Raw genomic sequence first — 20,661 nt, forward strand, 5'->3', positions numbered from 1 at the left:
ACCCGTTCACAGCCATCGCAGTTATACCTCGGGGCGCCCCGGGAGCCGTACCTTTCAAACCCTTTGCCCGCACAGAGCCACGCATGTCCGCCTCAGAACTCGCGGCGCAGGTCAGGGAGGCACTCGAAGTCGACGGCGAGGAGTTCGCGTCGCGAGTCGACGAGGAAGTCGAGGCGCTTCGTGCGGAAATCGACGACGGCACCTTCGACAACCCACAGGCCATCGTGGGACTCGAATACGAGTTCTACGCGGTCGACGCCGAAACGGACGCACTGATGCGGGTTCCCCGGCGGCTGCTGGAGTACATCGGCTTCGAGAAGGAGTTGGGTCTGCACAACGCCGAGTTGTCGACGGCGCCCCAACCGCTGTCGAAGTACGGGCTTCGCGCACAGGAAGCGGAGGTGCAAGCGAAACTCGATGCCGCCGAAAACGAAGTGACCCGCGAGGGGATGGCCCTCGTCAGTGACGGCCTCTGGACGGTGCCGCCGGTCGGCGAGACCGCGACGGGGTATCTCACCGACAGTATCGAGGAGGACGGCATCCGGATGGCGACGAACATGTCGGCGTCGGTTCGGTACCACGCGATGGCGAACACGGATTACGCCGCCGAACTCCAACTCGACGCGCCACACGTCAGCCTCGAGGCCGACACGGTGATGCCCGAGAGCCTCATCACGTCGATTCAGCCCCACTATCAGGTCGCCCACGCCCACGACCTCCCGGAGAACTTCCGGTATGCGCTGCGGGTCACCGGGCCGCTGCTCGCGATGGCGGTCAACTCGCCGTTCTTCCCGCCGGACCTCTACGACGCCGGCCCGGAAGCCATCCTCTCGGAAGGGTGGATGGAAAACCGGGTGCCGGTGTTCGAGTCCGTCCTCAATCCCGACGGCGACCCGAAGGTGACGTTCCCCGAGGACATCGACAGCATCGACGAGGCGCTCCAGCGCATCGCCGACGACGAGACCGTCGTCCCGACGCTTCTGGAGCGCGGCGACCGCTTCGACGACCGCTTCGAGCACTTCCGACACAAACACGGCAGTTTCTGGCGGTGGGTCCGGCCGGTGTTCGACGGTCCCACGAGAAAGAGCGCCAACGCACGCATCGAGTTCCGACCGCTGCCGTGTCAGCCGACGGTTCGGGACACGATCGCGCTGCAAGCGGTGTTCGCCGGCTTACTGGAGAGTCTCCCGCGACGCGAACACCCGATTTACAACCAACCGTGGGCCGACGCACGCGAGAACTTCTATGCCGCCGTCCGCGATGGACTCGACGCCGAGCTGCGCTGGATAACCGCCGACGGAACCGAGACGACCGACACCGACGAACTGTACGCCGAACTGTTCGAACTCGCTCGCGACGGCCTCGAGTTACGAGGGCTGGACGCCGAGGAGGCCAACCGCTACATCCAGCCGCTCAGAGAGCGCATCGACCGCCGCGTGACTCCCGCCAGTTGGAAACACGAACACGTCGCCGAAGCAGTCGGCCGCGGCGAACCGTTCGCACAGGCCGTCTGGGGGATGCAATCGGAGTACATCGACAAACAGGCCGAGACGCTCATCGAGGGTACGTTCCTCGACTGGCTGTAAGAAGAACCGCCTCAGATGGCCGCAGCGCCGCCGGAGCCGCCCTGATATTGGTAATCGCCGAAGCCGAGCAGCGGCCAAAAGATGAACGACAGAATCGTGAGTCCGATGCCGAACCCGATGCCCTGTCCGAACGCCTTGGCCACGTCGATGCTGATTTTGAACGCGGCGATGATGTTGAGGAGTGGAATGAAGAACAGCAGGAGCCACCACCAGTCGTTGTCGCTGATTCGAATCATCAGATAGAGGTTGTAGATGGGGATAATCGCTCCCCACCCCGGTTCGCCGGCCTTCTCGAAGGCCTTCCACATGCCGGCGATCACCACGACGATAATCGCGAGATACACGAGCAGTCCGACGATGCCGGCGAATCCGCCACCACCGCCGCCGTTCTGCAACGGAACGAGCGTCTGTGCTATGTTCGGGAACATACGTCGGCACACATGTCTCGGGTGTTACTTAACAGTTTTTAATAGATATAAATATTCCATCAAGAACTATGCGAACACGTCTTTTGGGGACAGTACCGCCATCAAAAGCGCGAATCAGGCCGGGTCGTTACTATTCGGAGACCGAGCAGAAGACGGACAGACCAGAGACGAACAATTTACACCTGTAGATTCGTCGTCAGACCTGCACTTCGACTTCGTACCCCGCCGCTTCCAAGGCGTCCAACAGCTCCAAGACGTGTTCCTCGCCGCGGGTTTCGAGGTCGAGTTCGACCTCCGCGGCGTTCATCGCGATGTCCTTCGAGGCCCGGTCGTGTTCGATGGCGTGGATGTTCGTCCGGTGGTCGACGAGCAACTCGACGAGTTCCTGGAGCGCACCGGGGCGGTCCTTGAGAACCGTCTTGATGCGCAAAAACCGGCCGCGCTCGACCAGTCCGCGGGTGATGACGGTCGTGAGGACGTTGAGGTCGATGTTGCCACCACAGAGTGCCGGAACGATGGTCTCGCCCTCCTCGTACTCGAAGCGCTCCTCGACGACGGCCGCGAGCGGGACGGCGCCGGCGCCCTCGACGAGCGTCTTCGACCGCTCCAGCAGCGAAGTGAGCGTGTTGGCGATTTCGGCGTCGGTGACGGTAACCACCTCGTCGACGCGCTCTTTGATGACCTCGAAGGTCAACTCCCCGACCGTTCGGGTCGCGATGCCGTCGGCGATGGTGTCGACTGACTCCCGCTCGATTCGGTGACCCTTCTGTAGCGATTCGGCGACGCTGGAGGCACCCTCCGCTTGGACACCGATGACGCGGGCGTCGGTTTTCGCCTTCACCGCAGTGGCGATGCCGGAGATGAGACCGCCGCCGCCGATGGGGACGACGACGGTGTCCACGTCGGGGCACTGTTCTACGATTTCGAGGCCGATGGTGCCCTGCCCAGCCATCACCGCGGGGTCGTCGAAGGCGTGGACGTAGGTCCGACCCTCTTCGCGTTCGATTTCGTGGGCGCGCTCGGCGGCGGTGTCGTAGTCGATGCCGTGGAGGACGACTTCGGCGCCGTAGGACTCGGTGGCGTTGATTTTCGAAATCGGCGCGTACTCCGGCATGACGATGACGGAGTCGACGCCGGCCCGCGTCGCCGCCAGTGCGACCCCCTGGGCGTGGTTGCCCGCGCTGGCAGTGACGACGCCGGCCTCGCGTTCGGCGTCGCTCAGTTGTGCGATTTTGTTCGTCGCGCCGCGAATCTTGAACGAGCCGGTGCGTTGGAAGTTCTCCAGTTTGAGGTGGATGTCGGCGCCGGTGCGCTTCGAGAACGTGTTCGACTGTTCCAGCGGCGTCTGCCGGGCCGTCTCAGCGACGCGGCCACGGGCCGCCTCCACGTCCGCGAGTTCGAGCATACTATCGACTACTGGAGGCTGTGTGGTATGCCTTCCGACGCCGAGGCTGACCACCGGTCAACCCGGCGCCACCGCTGGGCGACGTGAGGCCAAAGGGGAAGGAGCGTGTGCATCCGTTGCTGGGGGTGGGAGTATCATAAAACCCGGCCATGCGGACTGAAAGTGAAACCGCAAGAGTGAAGCGTAGTGAAACTGGTGTCAGACGGTCGTTCGACGGTCGACAGACGGCTCGAATCGTCGTTCGAAGAGGCGGGTCAGGCCGTCAGTTGATCGGGATGTCGTGACCCTCTCCCGAACCGACCTTCGGAAGCGTCACCGTCAGGACGCCGTTGTTGTACGACGCCTCGGTGGCTTCCTCCTCGACGGGTTTCGGCAGGCGGATCGACCGATTGACCGACTGCTCGCGGCGCTCCCGGCGGATATAGCGACGGTCGTCGTCCTCGTCTTCGGTTTCGGTGGATTCGCTGTGAGATGCCGACAGCGTCAGCGTCTCACCCGACAGCTCCACGTCGATGTCGTCGCCGTCGAACCCCGGGAGGTCGGCGGTGACGACGAAGGACTCGCCCGTATCCTCGATGTCGACGGCGACAGAGCCCTCGAAGAAGTCGTCGTCGAGTGTCTCGAACTGGTGGCTCATCCGGTCGAACATCCGCTCGATTTCGTCGAATGGATTTCGGGCCATGGCAGTCTCGAAGTATCGACGCGAGCGAGAAAAAGCGTATCGGCCCTACAGGTCCGAACCCTCGAACCGGAGGTAGCCGACCGCGAGCGGCAGGATAATCCACAGCGCCATCGTGACGAAGCCGAACCACGGTTCGAGGTAGAAGGCCTCGGCGCTCTGGGCCTCTTGGTTCTCCGCGAGGCGACGGACCGTCCACAGCGTCCCCTGCTGGTAGGCCGTCGTTGGACTGATAATCTGCAACACCTGTGAGAGTTCGACGAGCATGTCACCCTGTTCGAGTCCCTCGAAGGAGAACCCGTTGAGGACGTAGACGAGCGCCTGAACGAGGATGCTCCAGAGGAACTGGAAGACGACGAACAGTCCGAATGCGCCGTAAGCCGCCCGAGAGGTAGAGGAAGTGAACGCCGAAACGCCGACGGCGATGGCGACGAAGACGAACGCGAACAGCAGCGAGACACCGACGAACGCGAGATACTCCACCGCCGAGAAGGCGTCGGCGAAGGCGGAGGTGAACACCAAGCCGATGGCGAAGCCGATGAGCAGGGCGATGGAGACGACCCCCGACCGCCCGAGGAACTTGCCCGCGACCACGTCGGCACGGCTGTTCGGAAGCGACAACAGCAGTTTCAGGCTCCCGCTCTGTCGCTCGCCGGACAGCGACCGGTAGGCGACCGCGATGGCGACGATGGGGATGAACACCGCCGTCGCCCCCACGAGACCGCTGATGAGCAGCACCGTCGTCACCTCGCCGGTGAGCTGTGCCTGCTGTGGCGGCTGGATGTTACTGACGACGTAGGCGGCGCCGGCGGCGAACAGCGCGAACAGCGCCGTCAACACGATGAGCAGTCGCGACCGAACCGCGTCCCGGAAGTCCTTCTCGGCGACGGCACGGACGCTCATTGTTCACCCTCCGTGTAGGCGGCGAAGAGGTCCTCGAGCGGCGCTTCCTCCGTCGAGAAGTCCGACACCGTCGCACCCATCTCCTCTAGCTCGGAGATGACGGTCATCTTGGCGTCGTCGTCACAGCCGACACGGAGCGTCGTGCCGTCGACGGTGACGCTGTCGATGCCCTCCATGCTCTTCAGGCGGTGGCTCACGTCGTCGGGGACCGAATCGACTTCGACGACGAGCGTCTCACCACCGGCGACGTTCTCCCGGAGGCCTTCGATGGTGTCGACGGCGACGAGTTCGCCCTCGCGGATGATGCCGACGCGGTCACACACCGCCTCGACCTGCCCGAGGATGTGCGAGGAGAAGAAGACCGTCGTGCCGTCGGCGGCCTCTTCCTCGACGAGTTCGCGGAGTTCGCGAGCGCCGTTGGGGTCCAGCCCCGACGACGGTTCGTCGAGGATGAGGAGATCGGGGTCGCCGACCAGCGCCATCGCCAGTGCGAGACGCTGGCGCATCCCCGTCGAGAAGCCGCCGGCCTTCCGGTCGACGGCGTCTTCGAGGCCGACGCGTTCGAGAAGCGGGTAGGGGTCCTCGTCGGCGTCCTTCGAGTCGATGGCGAACTGGAGGTGTTCGCGGGCGGTCAGTCGGTCGTAGAGGTCGAAGCCTTCGGGGAGGACACCGGTTCGTTCCCGGACGGCGACGCTCTCCTCGCGGGCGTCGTGACCGAGCACGCGGGCAGAGCCCTCGTCCGGCCGGACGAAATCGAGGACGATGTTGATCGTTGTCGACTTGCCGGCGCCGTTCGGACCGAGGAAGCCGAACACCTCGCCTTCTTCGACTTCGAGGTCGACGCCGCGCAACGCCTGCACGTCGCCGAACCCTTTTCGTACGTCGTCCAATTCGATGGCGGCCATATCGGGTCGGGGTTCAAACCGACGGATTATAGGCCTTGAGGCTCTCCTGCGGCGTGTTAGTTACCCACATGATCAAATCGGGTCGTCGGTGTCGTGGCTCTCACGGACCCGTTCGACTTCGGTGGCGTAGCGGTCTATCGTCTCGCCGTCCTCGATTTCTTCGAGGTTCGAGGGGTCGGCGTCGGTCGCCGCGGTCACCGTCGTCCGCTGGAGCATCGTCGGTGCCAGCTCCTTTCGGAGTTTGCGCGTTCCGTCGGGCGTCGCGTAGATGAGAACGACGAGGTCACGGTCGGTGTAGGTGCGTTCGACCAGCCAGACGCGTTCGGTGTCAGTCATTATCGAGGGTGGGTGAGCCGGCCGCTTGTAACTGCCGCTCGTTCGTCGCGTCGAACCGCAACGGCTTTTCGCCAGACGGCCGGCGTTCCGCCGTGAGCAACCGGGGCGCGCTGTACTCGCTGTACCTGACGCGGTTCTCCGCCGGGTTCGGCCTCGTGACGCTGCTGACGTTGCTGCCGACCTACATCGACCTCCTGGAGCCGTCGGCGCTGCTGTTGGGGCTGTTCACGACGGGGCTGACGCTGGCCCAGACCGCCGCAATCGTCCCCTTCGCCTACGGCGGCGACCGCGGCGACAAGCGACTCGTGTTGCTCGTCGCGCTCGCTATCGGGATGGTCGGCTACGCCGCTTTCGCCTTCGTCGAAACCGGTGGGCAGTTCGTCCTCGCCCGCGGCGCACAGGGAATCGCTGCCACCGGCACCGGCCTGATGACGCTGGCGCTGGTCGGCGAACTCGCCCCGGCCGGCGAGACGGCCAACTACATCGGGAAGGCCAACGCCGCCCGGTTCGCCGCCAGCGTCGGCGGGACGCTGTCGGCCGGCGCGCTGTATCAGACGTTCGGCTTCGACGCCGTCTTCGGCGTCCTCGTCGCGCTGATGGCGATTGCCTTCCTCGGACTGGCGCTGTTCTGTCCGCCCGACGAGACCCGGAGCGAGTTCTCCTTTCTCGACCTCGCGGTGAACCGTCGGCTGCTGACGCTGTCGAGTTTCCGGGCGCCTTACGCCGTCTCGGTCACGCTCGTCCGGACGTGGGTGCCCATCTTCGCCGGCGTCTCCGCCGCGCGGGGCGGCCTCGCGTATGCGGCCTTCGCGGTCAGCATCGTCATCGCCGCCGAGAAGGCCACGAACATGGTGTGTCAACCGTTCACCGGCCGGCTCTCGGACCGCGTCGGCCGGGCGTGGTTCGTCGCGTTGGGCGGGGGCGCCTACGGCCTCGTCGCACTGGCCGTGCCGTTCGCGCCCGCCGCCGGAGCCGCCTTCGGGGTGCCGGCGACCTACGGCCCCCTCGGCGAGCTGTCGGCGGCGTTCCTCCCGCTGGTCGGGCTCAACGCCGCGTTGGGCGTCGCCGACAGCCTCAGAGAGCCCGCGAGCATGGCGCTGTTCGCCGACGAAGGCGCCGACGAGGGCGGTATCGCCGCCAGTTTCGGCGTTCGCGAACTCGTCTGGCGGCCGGGCAGCGTCGTCGCACCCATCCTCGGCGGGTTCCTGATGGTCGAGGTGAGCATGACCTCGGTGTTCTACGTCGGCGGCGCGAGCGCGCTGGTTGCCGTCGGGGCGTTCCTGACCGTCCTCGTCGTCCGCCACGGGACCGACGCGCTCCGTGCGTGGTGACGTGACGCTGACGCTGGGCTTTTCTACGCGCGTCACGACGATTCGGACATGACCACCGTCGAGGCGAAACGGGTCGCCGCAGTCGAGGACCTCCAAGGACGCGACGGCGTCCTCGTCGCGTTCTCCGGCGGCGTCGATTCGGCCGTCGTCGCCGCGCTGGCCGAGGAGGCCCTCGGCGACGACGCCGTCGCCTGCACCGCCAAAAGCGAGACGCTACCCGAGGCCGAACTCGAAGACGCCACCCGCGTCGCCGAGGAAATCGGGGTCCGCCACGAAATCGTCTCGTTTTCGGAGCTCGACAGCGAGGCGTTCGTCGAAAACGACGGCGAGCGCTGCTATCACTGCCGGTCGATGCGACTCGGCCGGATGTTCGACACCGCCCGGGAGTTGGGCATCGACATCGTCTGTGACGGGACGAACGCCTCCGACCCCGGCGAGGGCCACCGCCCCGGCCTGCGTGCCGTCGAGGAGTTGAACGCCTACTCTCCACTTTTGGAACACGACATCACGAAGGAGGAGGTCCGGGAAATCGCCCGCCACTACGACCTCTCAGTGGCCGACAAACCGTCGATGGCGTGTCTCTCCTCGCGCATCCCGACCGGACTGGAGGTGACCGAGGAGAAACTCAGCCGCGTCGAGAAGGCCGAGACCCTGCTTCGGACGTGGGGCTTCGAGCAGTTCCGGGTGCGCGACCACGACGGACTCGCCCGCATCGAGGTCGGCGAATCGGAGCTAGAGCGGGCGCTCGACTCCGACTTCGCCGCCGCCGCACGCGAACACCTCACCGACGCCGGCTTCGACCACGTCACGCTCGATTTGGCGGGTTATCGAACGGGGAGCGTCTCGCCGGCCGGCGAGACGACCACCCCCGAGGAGAGTGACGTACTGGACACCGAGTACCCGACGTAGTCCGAGCGTTCGACCGGCGGACCCGCCACCTCGGTCGGCCGAGAGTACTTGCGGGTGGACGACGAAGCGGCGATATGGACAGGGTGCCCACACACGTGCTAGTGCCGCTTGACGGCTCACCGCTGGCGACAGCGGCACTGGAACACGCCCTCGCGGTGTACGACTGTCGAGTGACGGTGCTGAACGTCGTCACGCCGCTCGATGGGCCGTTGAGCGAGGGGGGCATTCTCGAGTTGGACGACGACCGGCGCGAGGCGGCCGAAGAACACGCCGAGGCGGTGTTAGAGCGCGCCCGCGAGCAGGCTGGGGGCGCCGAAGGGACCGTCGAGACGGCCGTCGAGACGGGCGACCCCGCAGAGACGATTATCGACTACGCCGAGCGCCACGGCGTCGACCACATCGTGATGGGGAGTCACAGCGAATCGCGAAACGCGCTCGCCCGACGACTGCTCGGCACCGTCGCGACGGCCGTCGTCGGCGATTCGCCCGTTCCGGTCACGGTCATCAGATAGTGGCTATCGGATGCCCAGTGCGGTCGTAAGCCCCCTGTAGAGCCCGAACCCGACGGCGACCGACGAGCCGAGCGTGATGAACCAGAAGACGACGGTTCGGACGATTTTCTCCCGCGAGACGCCCGCAGAGCCGCCCGCGAGTCCGCCCCCGATGACACCCGAGATGATGATATTGTTGAACGAGATAGGGATGCCGAGTGCAATCGCGAGTTGGGCGATGAGGAACCCGGGGACCAAGGCGGCGATAGAGCGCCGAACACCGAGTTGGGCGTACTCCCGAGAGGTCGCCTGCAGGAGCCGCGGGGCGCCCATCCAGGCCCCGGCGAGGATGCCGCTGGCACCGAAGGCCAACAGCGCGATGGCCGGAAGTCCCAACTCCCCGCGAGCGAGGTTCTCGAGGGGGCCGGTCGCCAACCCGACCTGACTGCCGCCGCTGGAGAAGGCGACGACGCTACCGAGTACCAACAGGAACATCCTGATACCGGCGTCGACGTCCTCGAGCATGCGTCCTCGGAGATACCGGAACGCAACGGCCCCGAAGGCGACAGTCGTCACTAGGGCGACGACATCGACGCCGGCGACGGTCGGACTCCCGAACGGCAGGCCGGCCGCACCGGCTATCGTCCCCTGGTCGGCGTCCGGAGCGGGGATGATGCCGAGTCGGATGTTCGCGACGATGCCGGCGACGACCGCCGCCAACAGCGGGACGCCGACGGCCTCCGAGACGTCGTCGCGGCGCAGCAGCGTCGCCGTCACGTAGGCGACGCTGGCGGACATGAAGGGGACGGCGAGCCAGAACATCCCGAGTCGGCTGTAGGTGTTCCAGGCCGGCGAGCCGCCGAGTGAGAGCCCCACGCCGACGATAGCGCCGGTCGTGGCGAAAGCCGCGGGAATCGGGTAGCCGGTGTAGACGCCGAGTGCCATGAACGTCGCGGCGGTGAGGAGGCCAGCCGTCGCCGCCAGCGGCGTGATGGCGACGCCGCCGATGAGGCTCGTGCCGACGGTTTCGGAGATGCTCCCGCCCTGTGTGAGCGCGCCGAGCGCCGCGAAGATACCGATGAGAAACGCCGCACGCATCGTCGGGATGGCGTTGGCACCGACCGCCGGGGCGAACGGTGGGGAGTTACTGTTGGCGCCAAGTGTCCACGCCATGAACAACCCGGCCAGCGCCGCGAATCCGACGAGTACCCAGAACGTCGCCGTCATACGCCCCGGCGACGGGACTCCAGGCGGCCGATGAGCGAACGCAGCGGGCCCTCGGCGGCGTCGGCCGCCCGCGCTAACAGGACTGTCCGGTCGGTGCGGTCGGCGACGCGACGCGGGACCGACCCGACGAGTCGCTTTCGGAATCCGCTCTGTCTGGTGGCACCGAAGACGACGATGTCGTAGTCGGCCGCGGTCTCGACGAGAGTGTCCTCGACGTGGTCGGACTCACGAACACCCGTCTCGATAGACACCTCGGGGCCGGGTGCAGTCGAGAGCGCCTCGACGGCCTCCGCGAGCCACCGACTGGGTTCCTCGCGGTCTGCTCCGGAGGGAATCACGGACACTGCGGTCACCGTCGCGTCGTTGCTGGCGGCGATGGCCGCCGCGGCTCTCGCCGCCGGCCGGACGTGTGGGCCACCGGCCACCGGCAGGAGCACTCGGTCGACGCCGTCGGCGGTGCGGCCGATGCGCTCGACGTAGACGTCACAGGGCGCCCGTCGGAGCAGCCGGTCGACGCTCGTTCCGAGAACGACCTCCGAACGGCGGGACGGCCCGTGCCAACCGACGAACAGCGCTTCGACGCTGGGGGCGGCCACGGCATCCAACACGCCCGCCGCGACCGACTTCGCGACGACGAGTTCGGCCTCCACGGGAACGTCCGACGGTGCGGTCGCCGTCGCCCGGTCCAACAGCGCCTGCTGATCGCCCGAATACTCCCGGCGAATCGTCTCGTCGGAGAACACCTCGAACGGCGAGTCGTGGGATTTGACGACGACACTCACCAGCCGAATCCGGCCGTTTCGGGCCCGGGCCAGGTCGCCAGCGGTTCGAACCAACTGCTCGACGTGGTCGGGATTACCGACTGCGACAACGACCTCTGGGTCCGTAGTCATCGTGTGTTGTTATCTATAAACACACAAACGCCTGTCGATATTTCAATCCACCTCCGGTGCGAGGCTACAGGTACATTGGTAATCGTGTCGAGTGCCCCTTGCCGTGAGCTACGGTAACACACCATCTGGCCGGTCGCCGTGAACGCCGAGGGTGACCGAAACCGCCCGCATCGTCGCGCTTCTATACGAATATCTATCGCTTCCACTCCGTCACGTTCTCTCGAACGACCGCCATCCCGTCGTCGACTCGAATCTCGTTGACCGCGCAGTTGGCCTGATGGTGGCTGCCGAGCGCTTCCTCGAGGTCCATCCCCTTCGCGTATCCGAGCAGGACGTGAATCGGGCCGCCGTGGGTGACGACCAGCAGCGTCTCGTCGTCGTAGGTATCGACGACGCTCCGAAAACGGTTCGTCACCCGGTCGGCCACGTCCCGGAGCGACTCCCCGCCCTCCGGGATGCGCAGCGACGCCTCGTAGGCGGCCTCGCCGAGGCCGAACTCGGGGAATCGCTCCTCTACGTCGCCGTAGGTGAGGCCCTGATACACCCCCAAATCCCGCTCGCGCCAGTGTGGTTCGAACTCGATGGGTACCTCGCCGACGCCCTCCAGCAGGCGGTCGGCCGTCTGACGGGTCCGAACCGAGTCCGAAGCGAAGGCGCGGTCGATGTCGTACTCCGAGGCGAGGAACTCGCCGGCGGCCGTGGCCTGCCCTCGTCCCGTCTCGTTCAGCGGGACGGGGGCCCAGCCCTGCATCCGGCCGTTCTTGTTCCAGTCAGTCTCGCCGTGGCGGACGACGACGACGTGTGTCATTTCGCGGGGGTACGCCGGCGTCGTGTATGAGTGTTCTGTCGGGTCAGTCCCGTCGCTTCACTTCGTGTCGACCGAAGCCGTAGCGGAGGCGGTTGGCGAGGCGCCGGGAGAACTTCCCCTCCTCGGGAGCGCGGGAGTCGAACCGCTCGCCGAGGGCCTCGTAGATGAGCGGCACCGCGATTTCCTGTTCGAGGGCCTCCTGGACGGTCCAGGTTCCCGTCGACCCCCCGGCGATGTGGTCGTCGACATCGCCCAGGTCGTTTCCTTCCTCGCGGAACGCCTCCTCACAGAGTTCTAACAGCCACGAGCGGATGACGGCGCCGTTGTTCCACGTCCGGGCGATGGATTCCATGTCGAGGTCGTACCGGCCCTCCGAGAGGAGTTCGAACCCCTCACCGTAGGCCTGCATCAGCGCGTACTCGACGCCGTTGTGAATCATCTTCACGTAGTGGCCCGACCCGGAGGGACCCATGCGGTCGTGGCCGTCGGGGCCGGTTGCGACGGCGTCGAAGACGGGAACCATCGCCTCGTAGGCCCACTCGGGACCGCCGACCATCAGCGAGAAGCCCAACTCGGCGCCGGCGGGGCCGCCCGACGTCCCGCAGTCGAGATACGCCGCATCGAGGGCCTCCCCGCGCTCGACGGAGCGCTCGAAGTGGGAGTTGCCGCCGTCGACGACCACGTCGTCGGCGTCGAGCAGCGGGTCGAGGTCCTCAAGGGTCGCGTCGACGGCGTCGCCCGCGGGCACCATCAACCAGATGCGCTTCCCCTCAGGGAGTTCCGAGACGAGCGATTCGATGGAGTCGGCAGGGGTAGCGCCGGCATCGGCGGCCTCCGCGACGGCATCGTCGTCGAGGTCAAAAGCGACCACGTCGTGTCCGTCTTCGAGTACCCGGTCGACGACGATACGGCCCATCCGGCCCAGTCCGATGACGCCCAGTTGCATATCCGACTCCTCGTCGGGGCCGCAAGTGAGGGTTGTGATTCCGCGTGCGCTCGCGGCCGACCGGGCGTGGGTCGGATTCGCACATAAATGACCGGATAGAGGCGCCAGTAACCCTTTGGCTATAGTTACGGATACATCGACTCGAAAGGATGCGCGGGCAGTTCACACGGCGGACCCTGTTGGCCGCTACGGCGGGACTTACGACCACCGCCCTTGGGGGGACGGAAGCCGCGGCGCTGTCGGAACTCGGGGACGTTTCCTGCGAGAGTGAGTGGCTGCGCCGGGAGTTCCGCAACTACGCGAAGACACAGGAGGCACCCGCAGAGCAGTCCTCCGACCCGGATTTCATGCGGCGCTGGCAGCGGCGAAGCACCGAAAACGCCGCGAGTTACGCCGAGCGCGTCGCCGAGGAACCCGGCTGGCGGAGCCACGCGAACCTCTGTGCGACGTGGGGCGAACAGTGTACCGGCGACCCCACGCTGTACCGCGACATCGATGCTCGGAACTTCTACGGCACCGTCGGCGAACGGCAGCGCGTCGCCTTCTACGACCGCGAGGGCGCCCGCCTGTCGGGACACGTCTGGACGCCCATCGAGACGGAACCGGACGAGGTCCGCCCCGGCATCGTCATCACGAACGGGTCGGTACAGGCGCCCGAACCGCTGTACTGGTGGGCCGCCCAGTCGCTCGTGGCGGCGGGCTACGTCGTGTTGACCTACGACCCCCGCGGACAGGGCCGCTCCGATAGCCTCACGCCCTCGGGCGAACCCGGCGGCAACGCCAACGGCGAGGTGTTCGTGACGAACCAAATCGACGCCATCGACTTCTTCCACTCGACGCCCGCCGACCCGTACGCACCGAACGCCGCCTACGAACGCGGCGACGACGCGCCGGTCGTCGAGTACAACCCTGCCTTCGACCGGCTGGACCGCTCTCGGCTCGGTATCGCCGGCCACTCCGCCGGCGCCATCGGCGCGAGCATCGTACAGGGACTGGAGCCGTGGCCGACCGGCGGCGCCAACCCCGTCGATGCAGTCGTCGCGTGGGACAACCTCGGAAGCGGCGACGACGTGGCCGGCGACGGACCCGAGAGCGAGGCAACCGACGCGGCCCGGTTCTTCGAGACGGTTCCCGAAGGCGGCATCGAGCCTCGCGTCCCCGCGATGGGGCAATCCGGCGATTACTTCCTGACACCGACGCCCCACGAGCGGCCGCCGGACCCCGACGGGAAATCGAGAGGGTTCGAGGACTGGCGCGATGCGGACGTTCCAACCTACCAGCTCGTCGTCCGGGGCGGGACTCACTACGAGTGGTCGCTGTTGCCGACGTTCCCCGCCACGTCCTGGGAGTTCGGCAACGCCCTCGCCGACCACTACACCGTCGCGTGGTTCGACCGATGGCTGAAAGAACCGAACGAATCGGGGTACCACGACGCCGATTCGCGGCTGCTGGCCGACGAGGAGTGGGGAAACCACCTCAGTTTCCACTATCGCTCGAAGCGGGCCTTTCCCGGCCGAAACCAGCAGTATCACGCCTGTGATGACATCCGGGGCGGCTGTGACACACCGACGCCGCCGGGACGACAGTAAGCGAACCTTTTTACCGGCAACAGCCATGCCAACGGGTATGAGCGCGAGTCAGTCGGTAGTACGTGGACTGTAACCGCGCCTTTCTCTCGGCGCGCACGCGAACTGCCTACCGACCGGTTTACGCGACACCCCAATCATGAGCGAGGTTCCTGACAGCTACGACCCCGACGCCGCAGAACAGAAGTGGCACGAGGAGTGGGCCGACTCCGACGTGTACAGCTACGACGACGACCCCGAACGCCCCGACTACATCATCGACACGCCGCCGCCGTACCCGACCGGCAACCTCCACATCGGGAACGCACTCGGCTGGTGTTACATGGACTTCGCGGCGCGGTACCACCGCCTGAAAGGCGACGACGTGCTGTTCCCGCAGGGCTGGGACTGCCACGGCCTGCCAACGGAGGTCAAAGTCGAGGAGAACCGCGACATCCACCGCACCGAGGTCTCCCGCGAGCAGTTCCGGGAGTGGTGTATCGAACACACCAACGACCAGATCGGCGCGATGAAGGAGACGATGGGGACGCTCGGGTTCTCACAGGACTGGAACCACGAGTACCGGACGATGGACCCCGACTACTGGGGGGAGACCCAGCGGTCGTTCGTCGAGATGGCATCGGACGACTACGTGTATCAGGACGAACACCCCGTCAACTGGTGTCCCCGGTGTGAGACGGCCATCGCCGACGCCGAGGTCGAAAACGAAGACCACGAAGGGACGCTGTACTACATCACCTTCGACGGCATCGACAACGACGACATCGAGATAGCGACCACTCGCCCCGAACTGCTCGCGGCGTGTGTCTCGATGGCCGTCGACCCCGACGACGAGCGCTACGAGGACCGCATCGGCGACACCTTCGAGGTGCCGCTGTTCGGTCAAGAAGTCGAACTCATCGCCGACGACGACGTCGACGGCGACTTCGGGACCGGCGCCGTGATGATCTGTACCTTCGGCGACAAACAGGACGTCGACTGGTGGGTCGAACACGACCTCGATTTGCGCCCGGTGTTCACCGAGGACGGCAAGCTCAACGAACTCGCCGGCGAGTTCGAGGGACTGACCATCGACGAGGCGAAAGACACCATCGCGACCGCCCTCCAGAAATCCGGCCACCTCAACGACGAAGAGCCGACCGAGCAGTCCGTCGGCCAGTGTTGGCGCTGTGATACGCCCATCGAAATCCTCTCGAAAGAGCAGTGGTTCGTCCGCGTCGACCAAGAGGAGATTCTGGAGAAGGCCAAGGCCGTCGAGTGGTTCCCCGAGCACATGTACAGCCGACTCGAGGAGTGGACCGAGGGGATGGAGTGGGACTGGGTCATCTCCCGACAGCGCGTCTTCGCCACCCCGATTCCGGCCTGGGAGTGCGACGACTGCGGCCACGTCCACATCGCCGACAGCGAGGAGGTTCCGGTCGACCCGACGACCGAAGAGCCGGCCGTCGAGACCTGCGTCGAGTGCGGCGGCGAGTCGTGGACCGGCGAAACCGACGTGATGGACACGTGGATGGATTCGTCGATTTCGCCGCTGTACGTCGCTGGGTGGCCCGACGCCGACTTCGAACCCGTCCAACTGCGCGAGCAGGGCCACGACATCATCCGGACGTGGGCCTTCTACACCATCCTCCGGACGGCCGCCCTAGAGGACACGATTCCGTGGGAGGACGCCCTCATCAACGGAATGGTGTTCGGCGAGGACGGCAACAAGATGTCCAAATCCCGCGACAACTTCGTCCAGCCCGAGGAGGTCGTCGAGGAGTACGGCGCCGACGCCTTCCGGCAGGCGATGGCGCTCGGTGGCCAACCCGGCAGCGACATCCAGTTCCAGTGGAAGGAGGTCACCTCCGCGAGCCGCTTCCAGACGAAAGTCTGGAACATCACGAAGTTCGCCTCGGGCCACGTCGACGAGTCGACGGCGGACATCACCGACCCCGCCTACCGGGACGCCGACGAGTGGATCCTCTCGAAGTGCGCCCGCGTCGCCGAGTCGGTCGCAGAAGACATGGACGAGTACCGCTTCGACAGCGCCCTGCGCGAGGTCCGGGAGTTCGTCTGGCACGACCTCGCCGACGACTACCTGGAACTCGTGAAGGGCCGACTGTACGAGGGCCGACCCGGCGAGCGGAAGGCAGCCCAACACGCGCTGTACACCGCGTTGACCGCCTCCCTGCGGATGCTCTCGCCCTTTGCGCCGTTCATCACCGAGGAGGCGTGGAGCCACCTCCCGACCGATGGGAGCGTCCACAACGCAGAGTGGCCGGAATTACCCGAGGGCGACGCCGAAACCGAACGCCGCGGTGAACTCATCGCCGAGGTCGCTGCCACGGTTCGTGGCTGGAAATCCGACGAGGGGAAACCCCTGAACGCCGACCTCGGCCGCATCGAGGTGTACCTCGACGAGGAGTTACCGCTCGACACCTACGACCTCGCGGACACCGTCAACGGTCCCGTCTACGTCGAGCAGGGCCGACCGAACATCGAACTCGTCCCCGTCGACGTGGACATCGAACACAGCGAACTGGGGCCGGCGTTCCGCGACCAGGCCGGCGCCGTCATCGGAAAGCTGGAAGCGGCCGACCCCGCGGAACTGCAGGCCGAACTGGAGACGGAGGGGCACGTCGAGTTCGACCTCGACGGCGAGATGGTCACCGTCGACGCCGAGATGTTCGACATCGTCGAGGAACAGCGCTCCGAGAGCGGCGAGGAAGTCGTCGTCCTCGAAGCAGGGGATGCGACGGTGTTGGTGGTGGAGTAGCGAGGTCGCCCGTGGCGACCTCGTAGCGGAACGGTGAGTGCGAGGCTTCGAGCAAAGCGAGAAGCCTCGGTGTGCGAACCGTGAAGGAGTCTCGGTTTGCGAGCGGGGAGCGAAGCGACCCGCAAGTAGCGAGGTCGCCATCGACGCCCACCTACCGGAGCAGAACCGCCGCTATTTCGAATCCTGCACCCGCCTGACAGCCCGTTTCGCACCGTAGTACGCCCATTCGCCAGCATAACAGAACGCACAACCCCTGAACTGCGGCCGCTTTGGCTCCGCATCTATTGATTCGCTCATCTCGTCTACGGTTCGGTCTTACAGACTGTGAACCGCACGCGTGTGTGCGTACCGGACGCACACCGCTGGCGATGGAAACCACGAGAAAGCGGCAATATATTACATTGTTAAGTAACTTTCCCCTGATACAGGATTCGTCCCGCTGGTGGGATATATTCTAGTGCCCCCCTGGGTACTGGTAGTGTGTCCCTCGCTACTACGACTCAAGGGTGGCCGTTTTCGCGGGAGCTACTGCGTAGCGTCCGCGAACTCAAGCGCGCGCGCCGTCGTGGCGGGTGTGCGACGGGGTGTGACCACGACCGTGCCGACGACGGGCGCCTCCCGTGGTCGACGGACGGTGCCTACGGCGGCTGGGGGGGCCACGAGTACCACGGGACCGAGCCCGGCAGCGAGCGGACGCCCGTGGTGTTCGTCCACGGTAACCAACGGGACGCCTGCGACTGGGAGCGCCACGCCGAGTTCTTCCTCCGGCGGGGCTACGGCGGCGACGACCTCTGGGCGGTGACGTTCCGGGAGGGAACCCCAACTCACGCGGCGATGATTGAGAAACTCGACGCCTTCGTCGAGTCCGTCCGGGAGTACACCGGCGCCGAGAGCGTCGACGTCGTCGCACACAGCCTCGGCGTCACCGGCGTACGCTGCTGGCTCGCCGCCCGGAACCGGCTGTCGTGGGTCGATAGCTTCGTCGGCCTCGCAGGCGCCAACCACGGAACCGTCCTCAGCACGTGGTGTGCGGACACCGGGTTCGCTCGCGGCCCCTACCGAGTGAGCGAGTTCCTCCGCGACGACCACGACTCGGTCGACGGCCACCCGCTGGCTCGACTCAACGAAAACGAGACCCCCGGCGACGTCGACTACTACACGCTCCGGGGCACCGAGGACCCCCTGTTCTGGAACTGCCGGCGGAGCCCCGAACTCGAGGGTGCGACCAACGTCGCCATCGAGACGGACCACGACGGCGTTCGCACCGACCGGACGGCCCTCGAGTACATCTACCGGTGGACTGCCGGCGAACACCCTTACGACATCCAACACCAGGTCGCCCTCCCGGAGTGAACGCCCCGGGAGGGCGTCACGCTTACCCCACTCCGTGACCTCCGTCGGGACATGGCCGACCGCATCATGAAGGTCAACGCCTACACGACGCTGGACCTCCTCGACGGCGAAGTCGAGGGGCACGGCTTCGAGGAAGAGGCCTACGCCGTGGTGAACGTGACGAGTCCGCGGGAGAACCCCGACCACGTCTCGCTGCAGGTGGAGTTGGACAACACGCAGTTGGACCACATCGAAGCCCACGCCGAGACGGTTCGACTCTCCGCCGAGGAGGCCCGGACGCTGGCGGCCGACCTCGAAAAACACGCCGAGAAGGTAGCGGCGAACGAGGACTGAGACGCCCGGAAGGGCTATCGCCCGTATGGTAGACGAGGGCACCGGCGGGTCCCCGAGCGGTGACGAGAACCCCGTCTCCCGGGAGTTGGGGTTCTGTCCGTGCTGTGGCTACCGGACCCTAACCCCGAACCAGCCGGGCTCCTACGAGGTGTGTGAAATTTGCGGCTGGCTCGACGACCTCTTCGGGTTCTACTACCCCGACACCCAGAGCGATTACAACTACGTCTCGCTGTCGACGGCCCGCGAGAACGTCGCGGAGTTCGGCGCGTGTCTCCCCGGCGTCGTCGAGTCGACACGCGAACCCGACGGCGACGAACGGGACCCGAACTACCCCTACGAGTGACCCACGGTCAGGCCAGCCGTTCGACGTCCTCGGGCGTCAACTCGATATCGGCGGCGGCGACGTTCTCCTCGAGGTGGGCGACGCTGGATGTGCCCGGAATCGGCAGCACGACCGGCGACCGTTCGAGCAGCCACGCCAGCGCGATTTGCTGTGGCGTCGCGTCGTGGGCGTCGGCCACCTCCTCAATTCCGTCGACAGAATCCAGGTCGTTGGCCGCAAGCGGGTACCACGGAATGAAGCCGATACCGTACTCCGTGCAGGCGTCGAGCACGTCGCTCTCCTCGCGATAGCCGACGTTGTAGCGGTTCTGAACGGTCGCGATGTCGACGATATCGCGGGCGGTGTCCAGTTGCTCGACGCTGACGTTCGAGAGGCCGACGTGTCGAATCAGCCCCTCGTCTTTCATCTCGGCGAGCGTCGCGACGCTCTCCTCGAAGTCGGCCTCGGGGTCCGGCCGGTGGAACTGATAGAGGTCGATTTCGTCGACGCGGAGACGGTCGAGACTGCACAGTACGGCGTTACGGAGGTAATCCGGATCGCCGCGAGGGAGCCACTCGCCGTCGGTGTTCCGGAGTAGCCCGCCCTTCGTCGCCACCACCACGTCGTCGTAGGGCGCGAGCGTCTCGCCGATGAGTCGTTCGGAGACGCCCGGGCCGTAGGAGTCGGCGGTGTCGACGAGGTCGACGAGGTCACTCGCCCGCCGGAGTACGTCGCGGGCGCCCTCTACGTCCTCGGGTTCGCCGATGATGTCCTCGCCGGTGATTCGCATCGCGCCGAAGCCGAGTCGACCGACTGTGAGTTCGCCGCCGATGTCGAAAGTGTCCATACGCAAGCATCGGCCGCCACCAACAAAAGCCTACACGCCGAGGAGATTACGAACGTCGTCCCACGAATCGACGACGTGGGCACCGTCGCAGGCCGCGGGGTCGCTGTACGGCTGTCGCATCAGAAAGCCCGCTTTGCCGGCGTCGAGAGCGTTTGCGACGTTCGTGTGGTAGTCGTCGATGAGCGCATCGCCCGGTACGGCGCCCTTGTCCCGGGGGACTTCCTCGTGGAAATCGTCGTAAGGGACGCCGTGTTCGTCCAGCCACGCCTTCGAGACATCGTGCGTCTCGGGGACGCGGTGGGTGGCGATTTCGACGCGGTACTCCTCGCGGAGTGCGCCGAGGGCGTCGGCGACACCCGGCGTTGGGTCCATCCCACCGAAGTACCACTCCGGTCGCTCGGTCATCAACTCGGTGATGACGTCCCCGATGTGGCCGTCGATGGCCGGGTGCTCGTAGGACCACTCGTCGATGTCAGAGGGAGAAACGCCAAGGGAGAACTCCTCGTTGAGGTGTGTCACGAGCCGCGGGAGCTGGTCGGCGACGACGCCGTCGAGGTCGACGAGCAGCGTCGAACCGGGAGAGAGGGGACGAGTACTCATTAGTGGATGTAGTAG

Annotated in this window: 21 protein-coding genes; 9 read left to right on the forward strand and 12 right to left on the reverse strand. The window is 66.0% G+C overall.

Annotation, left to right across the window (positions count from 1 at the left end):
- The first annotated feature begins 83 nt into the window (after positions 1-83).
- Entirely contained in the window at positions 84-1,586 is a 1,503-nt protein-coding gene (locus HWX69_RS02875) for a glutamate--cysteine ligase family protein (protein WP_178915599.1), read from the forward strand.
- Positions 1,587-1,597: 11 nt separating this feature from the next.
- On the opposite strand, the gene HWX69_RS02880 is transcribed toward HWX69_RS02875, so the two are convergent.
- The 6 genes from HWX69_RS02880 to HWX69_RS02905 all read right to left on the reverse strand — a co-directional run bounded on the left by HWX69_RS02880 (position 1,598) and on the right by HWX69_RS02905 (position 6,242).
- Positions 1,598-2,014 carry a DUF5684 domain-containing protein gene (locus HWX69_RS02880; RefSeq protein WP_178915600.1) on the reverse strand — a complete coding sequence of 139 codons (417 nt, stop codon included), beginning with the start codon at positions 2,012-2,014 and terminating at the stop codon, positions 1,598-1,600.
- A gap of 196 nt (positions 2,015-2,210) precedes the next feature.
- Positions 2,211-3,419 (reverse strand): threonine ammonia-lyase, encoded by a 1,209-nt coding sequence (gene ilvA, locus HWX69_RS02885; protein ID WP_178915602.1) that lies wholly within the window; start codon positions 3,417-3,419, stop codon positions 2,211-2,213.
- A gap of 262 nt (positions 3,420-3,681) precedes the next feature.
- On the reverse strand, positions 3,682-4,101 hold the full coding sequence (locus tag HWX69_RS02890) for an Hsp20/alpha crystallin family protein (protein WP_178915603.1): 420 nt from the start codon (positions 4,099-4,101) through the stop codon (positions 3,682-3,684).
- 45 nt (positions 4,102-4,146) lie between these two features.
- Complete coding sequence (locus tag HWX69_RS02895; protein ID WP_178915605.1) at positions 4,147-5,001, reverse strand: ABC transporter permease; 855 nt, start codon at positions 4,999-5,001, stop codon at positions 4,147-4,149.
- Positions 4,998-5,906, reverse strand: a complete 909-nt coding sequence (locus HWX69_RS02900) for an ABC transporter ATP-binding protein (RefSeq protein ID WP_178915606.1) — start codon at positions 5,904-5,906, stop codon at positions 4,998-5,000. The genes HWX69_RS02895 and HWX69_RS02900 overlap by 4 nt, the downstream gene beginning before the upstream one ends.
- Before the next feature lie 72 nt (positions 5,907-5,978).
- Positions 5,979-6,242, reverse strand: a complete 264-nt coding sequence (locus tag HWX69_RS02905) for a hypothetical protein (RefSeq protein ID WP_178915608.1) — start codon at positions 6,240-6,242, stop codon at positions 5,979-5,981.
- Between the two features lie 92 nt (positions 6,243-6,334).
- On the opposite strand from HWX69_RS02905, the gene HWX69_RS02910 reads away from it, so the two are divergent.
- The 3 genes from HWX69_RS02910 to HWX69_RS02920 all read left to right on the forward strand — a co-directional run bounded on the left by HWX69_RS02910 (position 6,335) and on the right by HWX69_RS02920 (position 8,994).
- Positions 6,335-7,573: an MFS transporter gene (locus HWX69_RS02910; protein ID WP_178915610.1), complete on the forward strand. Its 1,239-nt coding sequence runs from the start codon at positions 6,335-6,337 to the stop codon at positions 7,571-7,573.
- 48 nt (positions 7,574-7,621) lie between these two features.
- On the forward strand, positions 7,622-8,482 hold the full coding sequence (larE, locus tag HWX69_RS02915; protein ID WP_178915612.1) for an ATP-dependent sacrificial sulfur transferase LarE: 861 nt from the start codon (positions 7,622-7,624) through the stop codon (positions 8,480-8,482).
- Positions 8,483-8,556: 74 nt separating this feature from the next.
- Complete coding sequence (locus HWX69_RS02920) at positions 8,557-8,994, forward strand: universal stress protein (protein WP_178915614.1); 438 nt, start codon at positions 8,557-8,559, stop codon at positions 8,992-8,994.
- A gap of 3 nt (positions 8,995-8,997) precedes the next feature.
- Here HWX69_RS02920 and HWX69_RS02925 read toward each other — a convergent pair whose 3' ends face one another.
- The 4 genes from HWX69_RS02925 to gnd form a co-directional block, all read right to left on the reverse strand.
- Entirely contained in the window at positions 8,998-10,200 is a 1,203-nt protein-coding gene (locus tag HWX69_RS02925; RefSeq protein ID WP_178915616.1) for an inorganic phosphate transporter, read from the reverse strand.
- Positions 10,197-11,093, reverse strand: coding sequence for a universal stress protein (locus HWX69_RS02930; RefSeq protein ID WP_178915618.1), 897 nt, complete (start codon positions 11,091-11,093; stop codon positions 10,197-10,199). The genes HWX69_RS02925 and HWX69_RS02930 overlap by 4 nt, the downstream gene beginning before the upstream one ends.
- Positions 11,094-11,286: 193 nt before the next feature.
- Positions 11,287-11,901 carry a histidine phosphatase family protein gene (locus tag HWX69_RS02935; RefSeq protein WP_178915619.1) on the reverse strand — a complete coding sequence of 205 codons (615 nt, stop codon included), beginning with the start codon at positions 11,899-11,901 and terminating at the stop codon, positions 11,287-11,289.
- Between the two features lie 43 nt (positions 11,902-11,944).
- Positions 11,945-12,847 (reverse strand): phosphogluconate dehydrogenase (NAD(+)-dependent, decarboxylating), encoded by a 903-nt coding sequence (gene gnd, locus HWX69_RS02940; protein ID WP_178915621.1) that lies wholly within the window; start codon positions 12,845-12,847, stop codon positions 11,945-11,947.
- A 149-nt stretch (positions 12,848-12,996) separates the two neighbouring features.
- On the opposite strand from gnd, the gene HWX69_RS02945 reads away from it, so the two are divergent.
- The 5 genes from HWX69_RS02945 (at position 12,997) to HWX69_RS02965 (ending at position 19,220) form a co-directional block, all read left to right on the forward strand.
- Entirely contained in the window at positions 12,997-14,436 is a 1,440-nt protein-coding gene (locus HWX69_RS02945) for an alpha/beta hydrolase family protein (RefSeq protein ID WP_178915622.1), read from the forward strand.
- A 136-nt stretch (positions 14,437-14,572) separates the two neighbouring features.
- Positions 14,573-17,191, forward strand: a complete 2,619-nt coding sequence (locus HWX69_RS02950; protein ID WP_178915623.1) for a valine--tRNA ligase — start codon at positions 14,573-14,575, stop codon at positions 17,189-17,191.
- A gap of 480 nt (positions 17,192-17,671) precedes the next feature.
- Entirely contained in the window at positions 17,672-18,544 is an 873-nt protein-coding gene (locus tag HWX69_RS02955; protein WP_178915624.1) for a lipase family protein, read from the forward strand.
- 51 nt (positions 18,545-18,595) lie between these two features.
- Complete coding sequence (locus HWX69_RS02960; RefSeq protein ID WP_178915625.1) at positions 18,596-18,877, forward strand: DUF6360 family protein; 282 nt, start codon at positions 18,596-18,598, stop codon at positions 18,875-18,877.
- A gap of 25 nt (positions 18,878-18,902) precedes the next feature.
- Entirely contained in the window at positions 18,903-19,220 is a 318-nt protein-coding gene (locus tag HWX69_RS02965; RefSeq protein ID WP_178915626.1) for a CPCC family cysteine-rich protein, read from the forward strand.
- A 7-nt stretch (positions 19,221-19,227) separates the two neighbouring features.
- Here HWX69_RS02965 and HWX69_RS02970 read toward each other — a convergent pair whose 3' ends face one another.
- Together HWX69_RS02970 and HWX69_RS02975 are read right to left on the reverse strand one after the other, a co-directional pair.
- The gene (locus HWX69_RS02970) at positions 19,228-20,046 is read right to left on the reverse strand and encodes an aldo/keto reductase (RefSeq protein WP_178915627.1); all 819 of its coding nucleotides are present in this window, start codon (positions 20,044-20,046) and stop codon (positions 19,228-19,230) included.
- Positions 20,047-20,076: 30 nt separating this feature from the next.
- The gene (locus tag HWX69_RS02975; RefSeq protein WP_178915628.1) at positions 20,077-20,646 is read right to left on the reverse strand and encodes a 5' nucleotidase, NT5C type; all 570 of its coding nucleotides are present in this window, start codon (positions 20,644-20,646) and stop codon (positions 20,077-20,079) included.
- Positions 20,647-20,661 lie beyond the last annotated feature (15 nt).

It is taken from the genome of Natronomonas gomsonensis, from assembly GCF_013391635.1.
GTDB lineage: Archaea > Halobacteriota > Halobacteria > Halobacteriales > Haloarculaceae > Natronomonas > Natronomonas gomsonensis_A.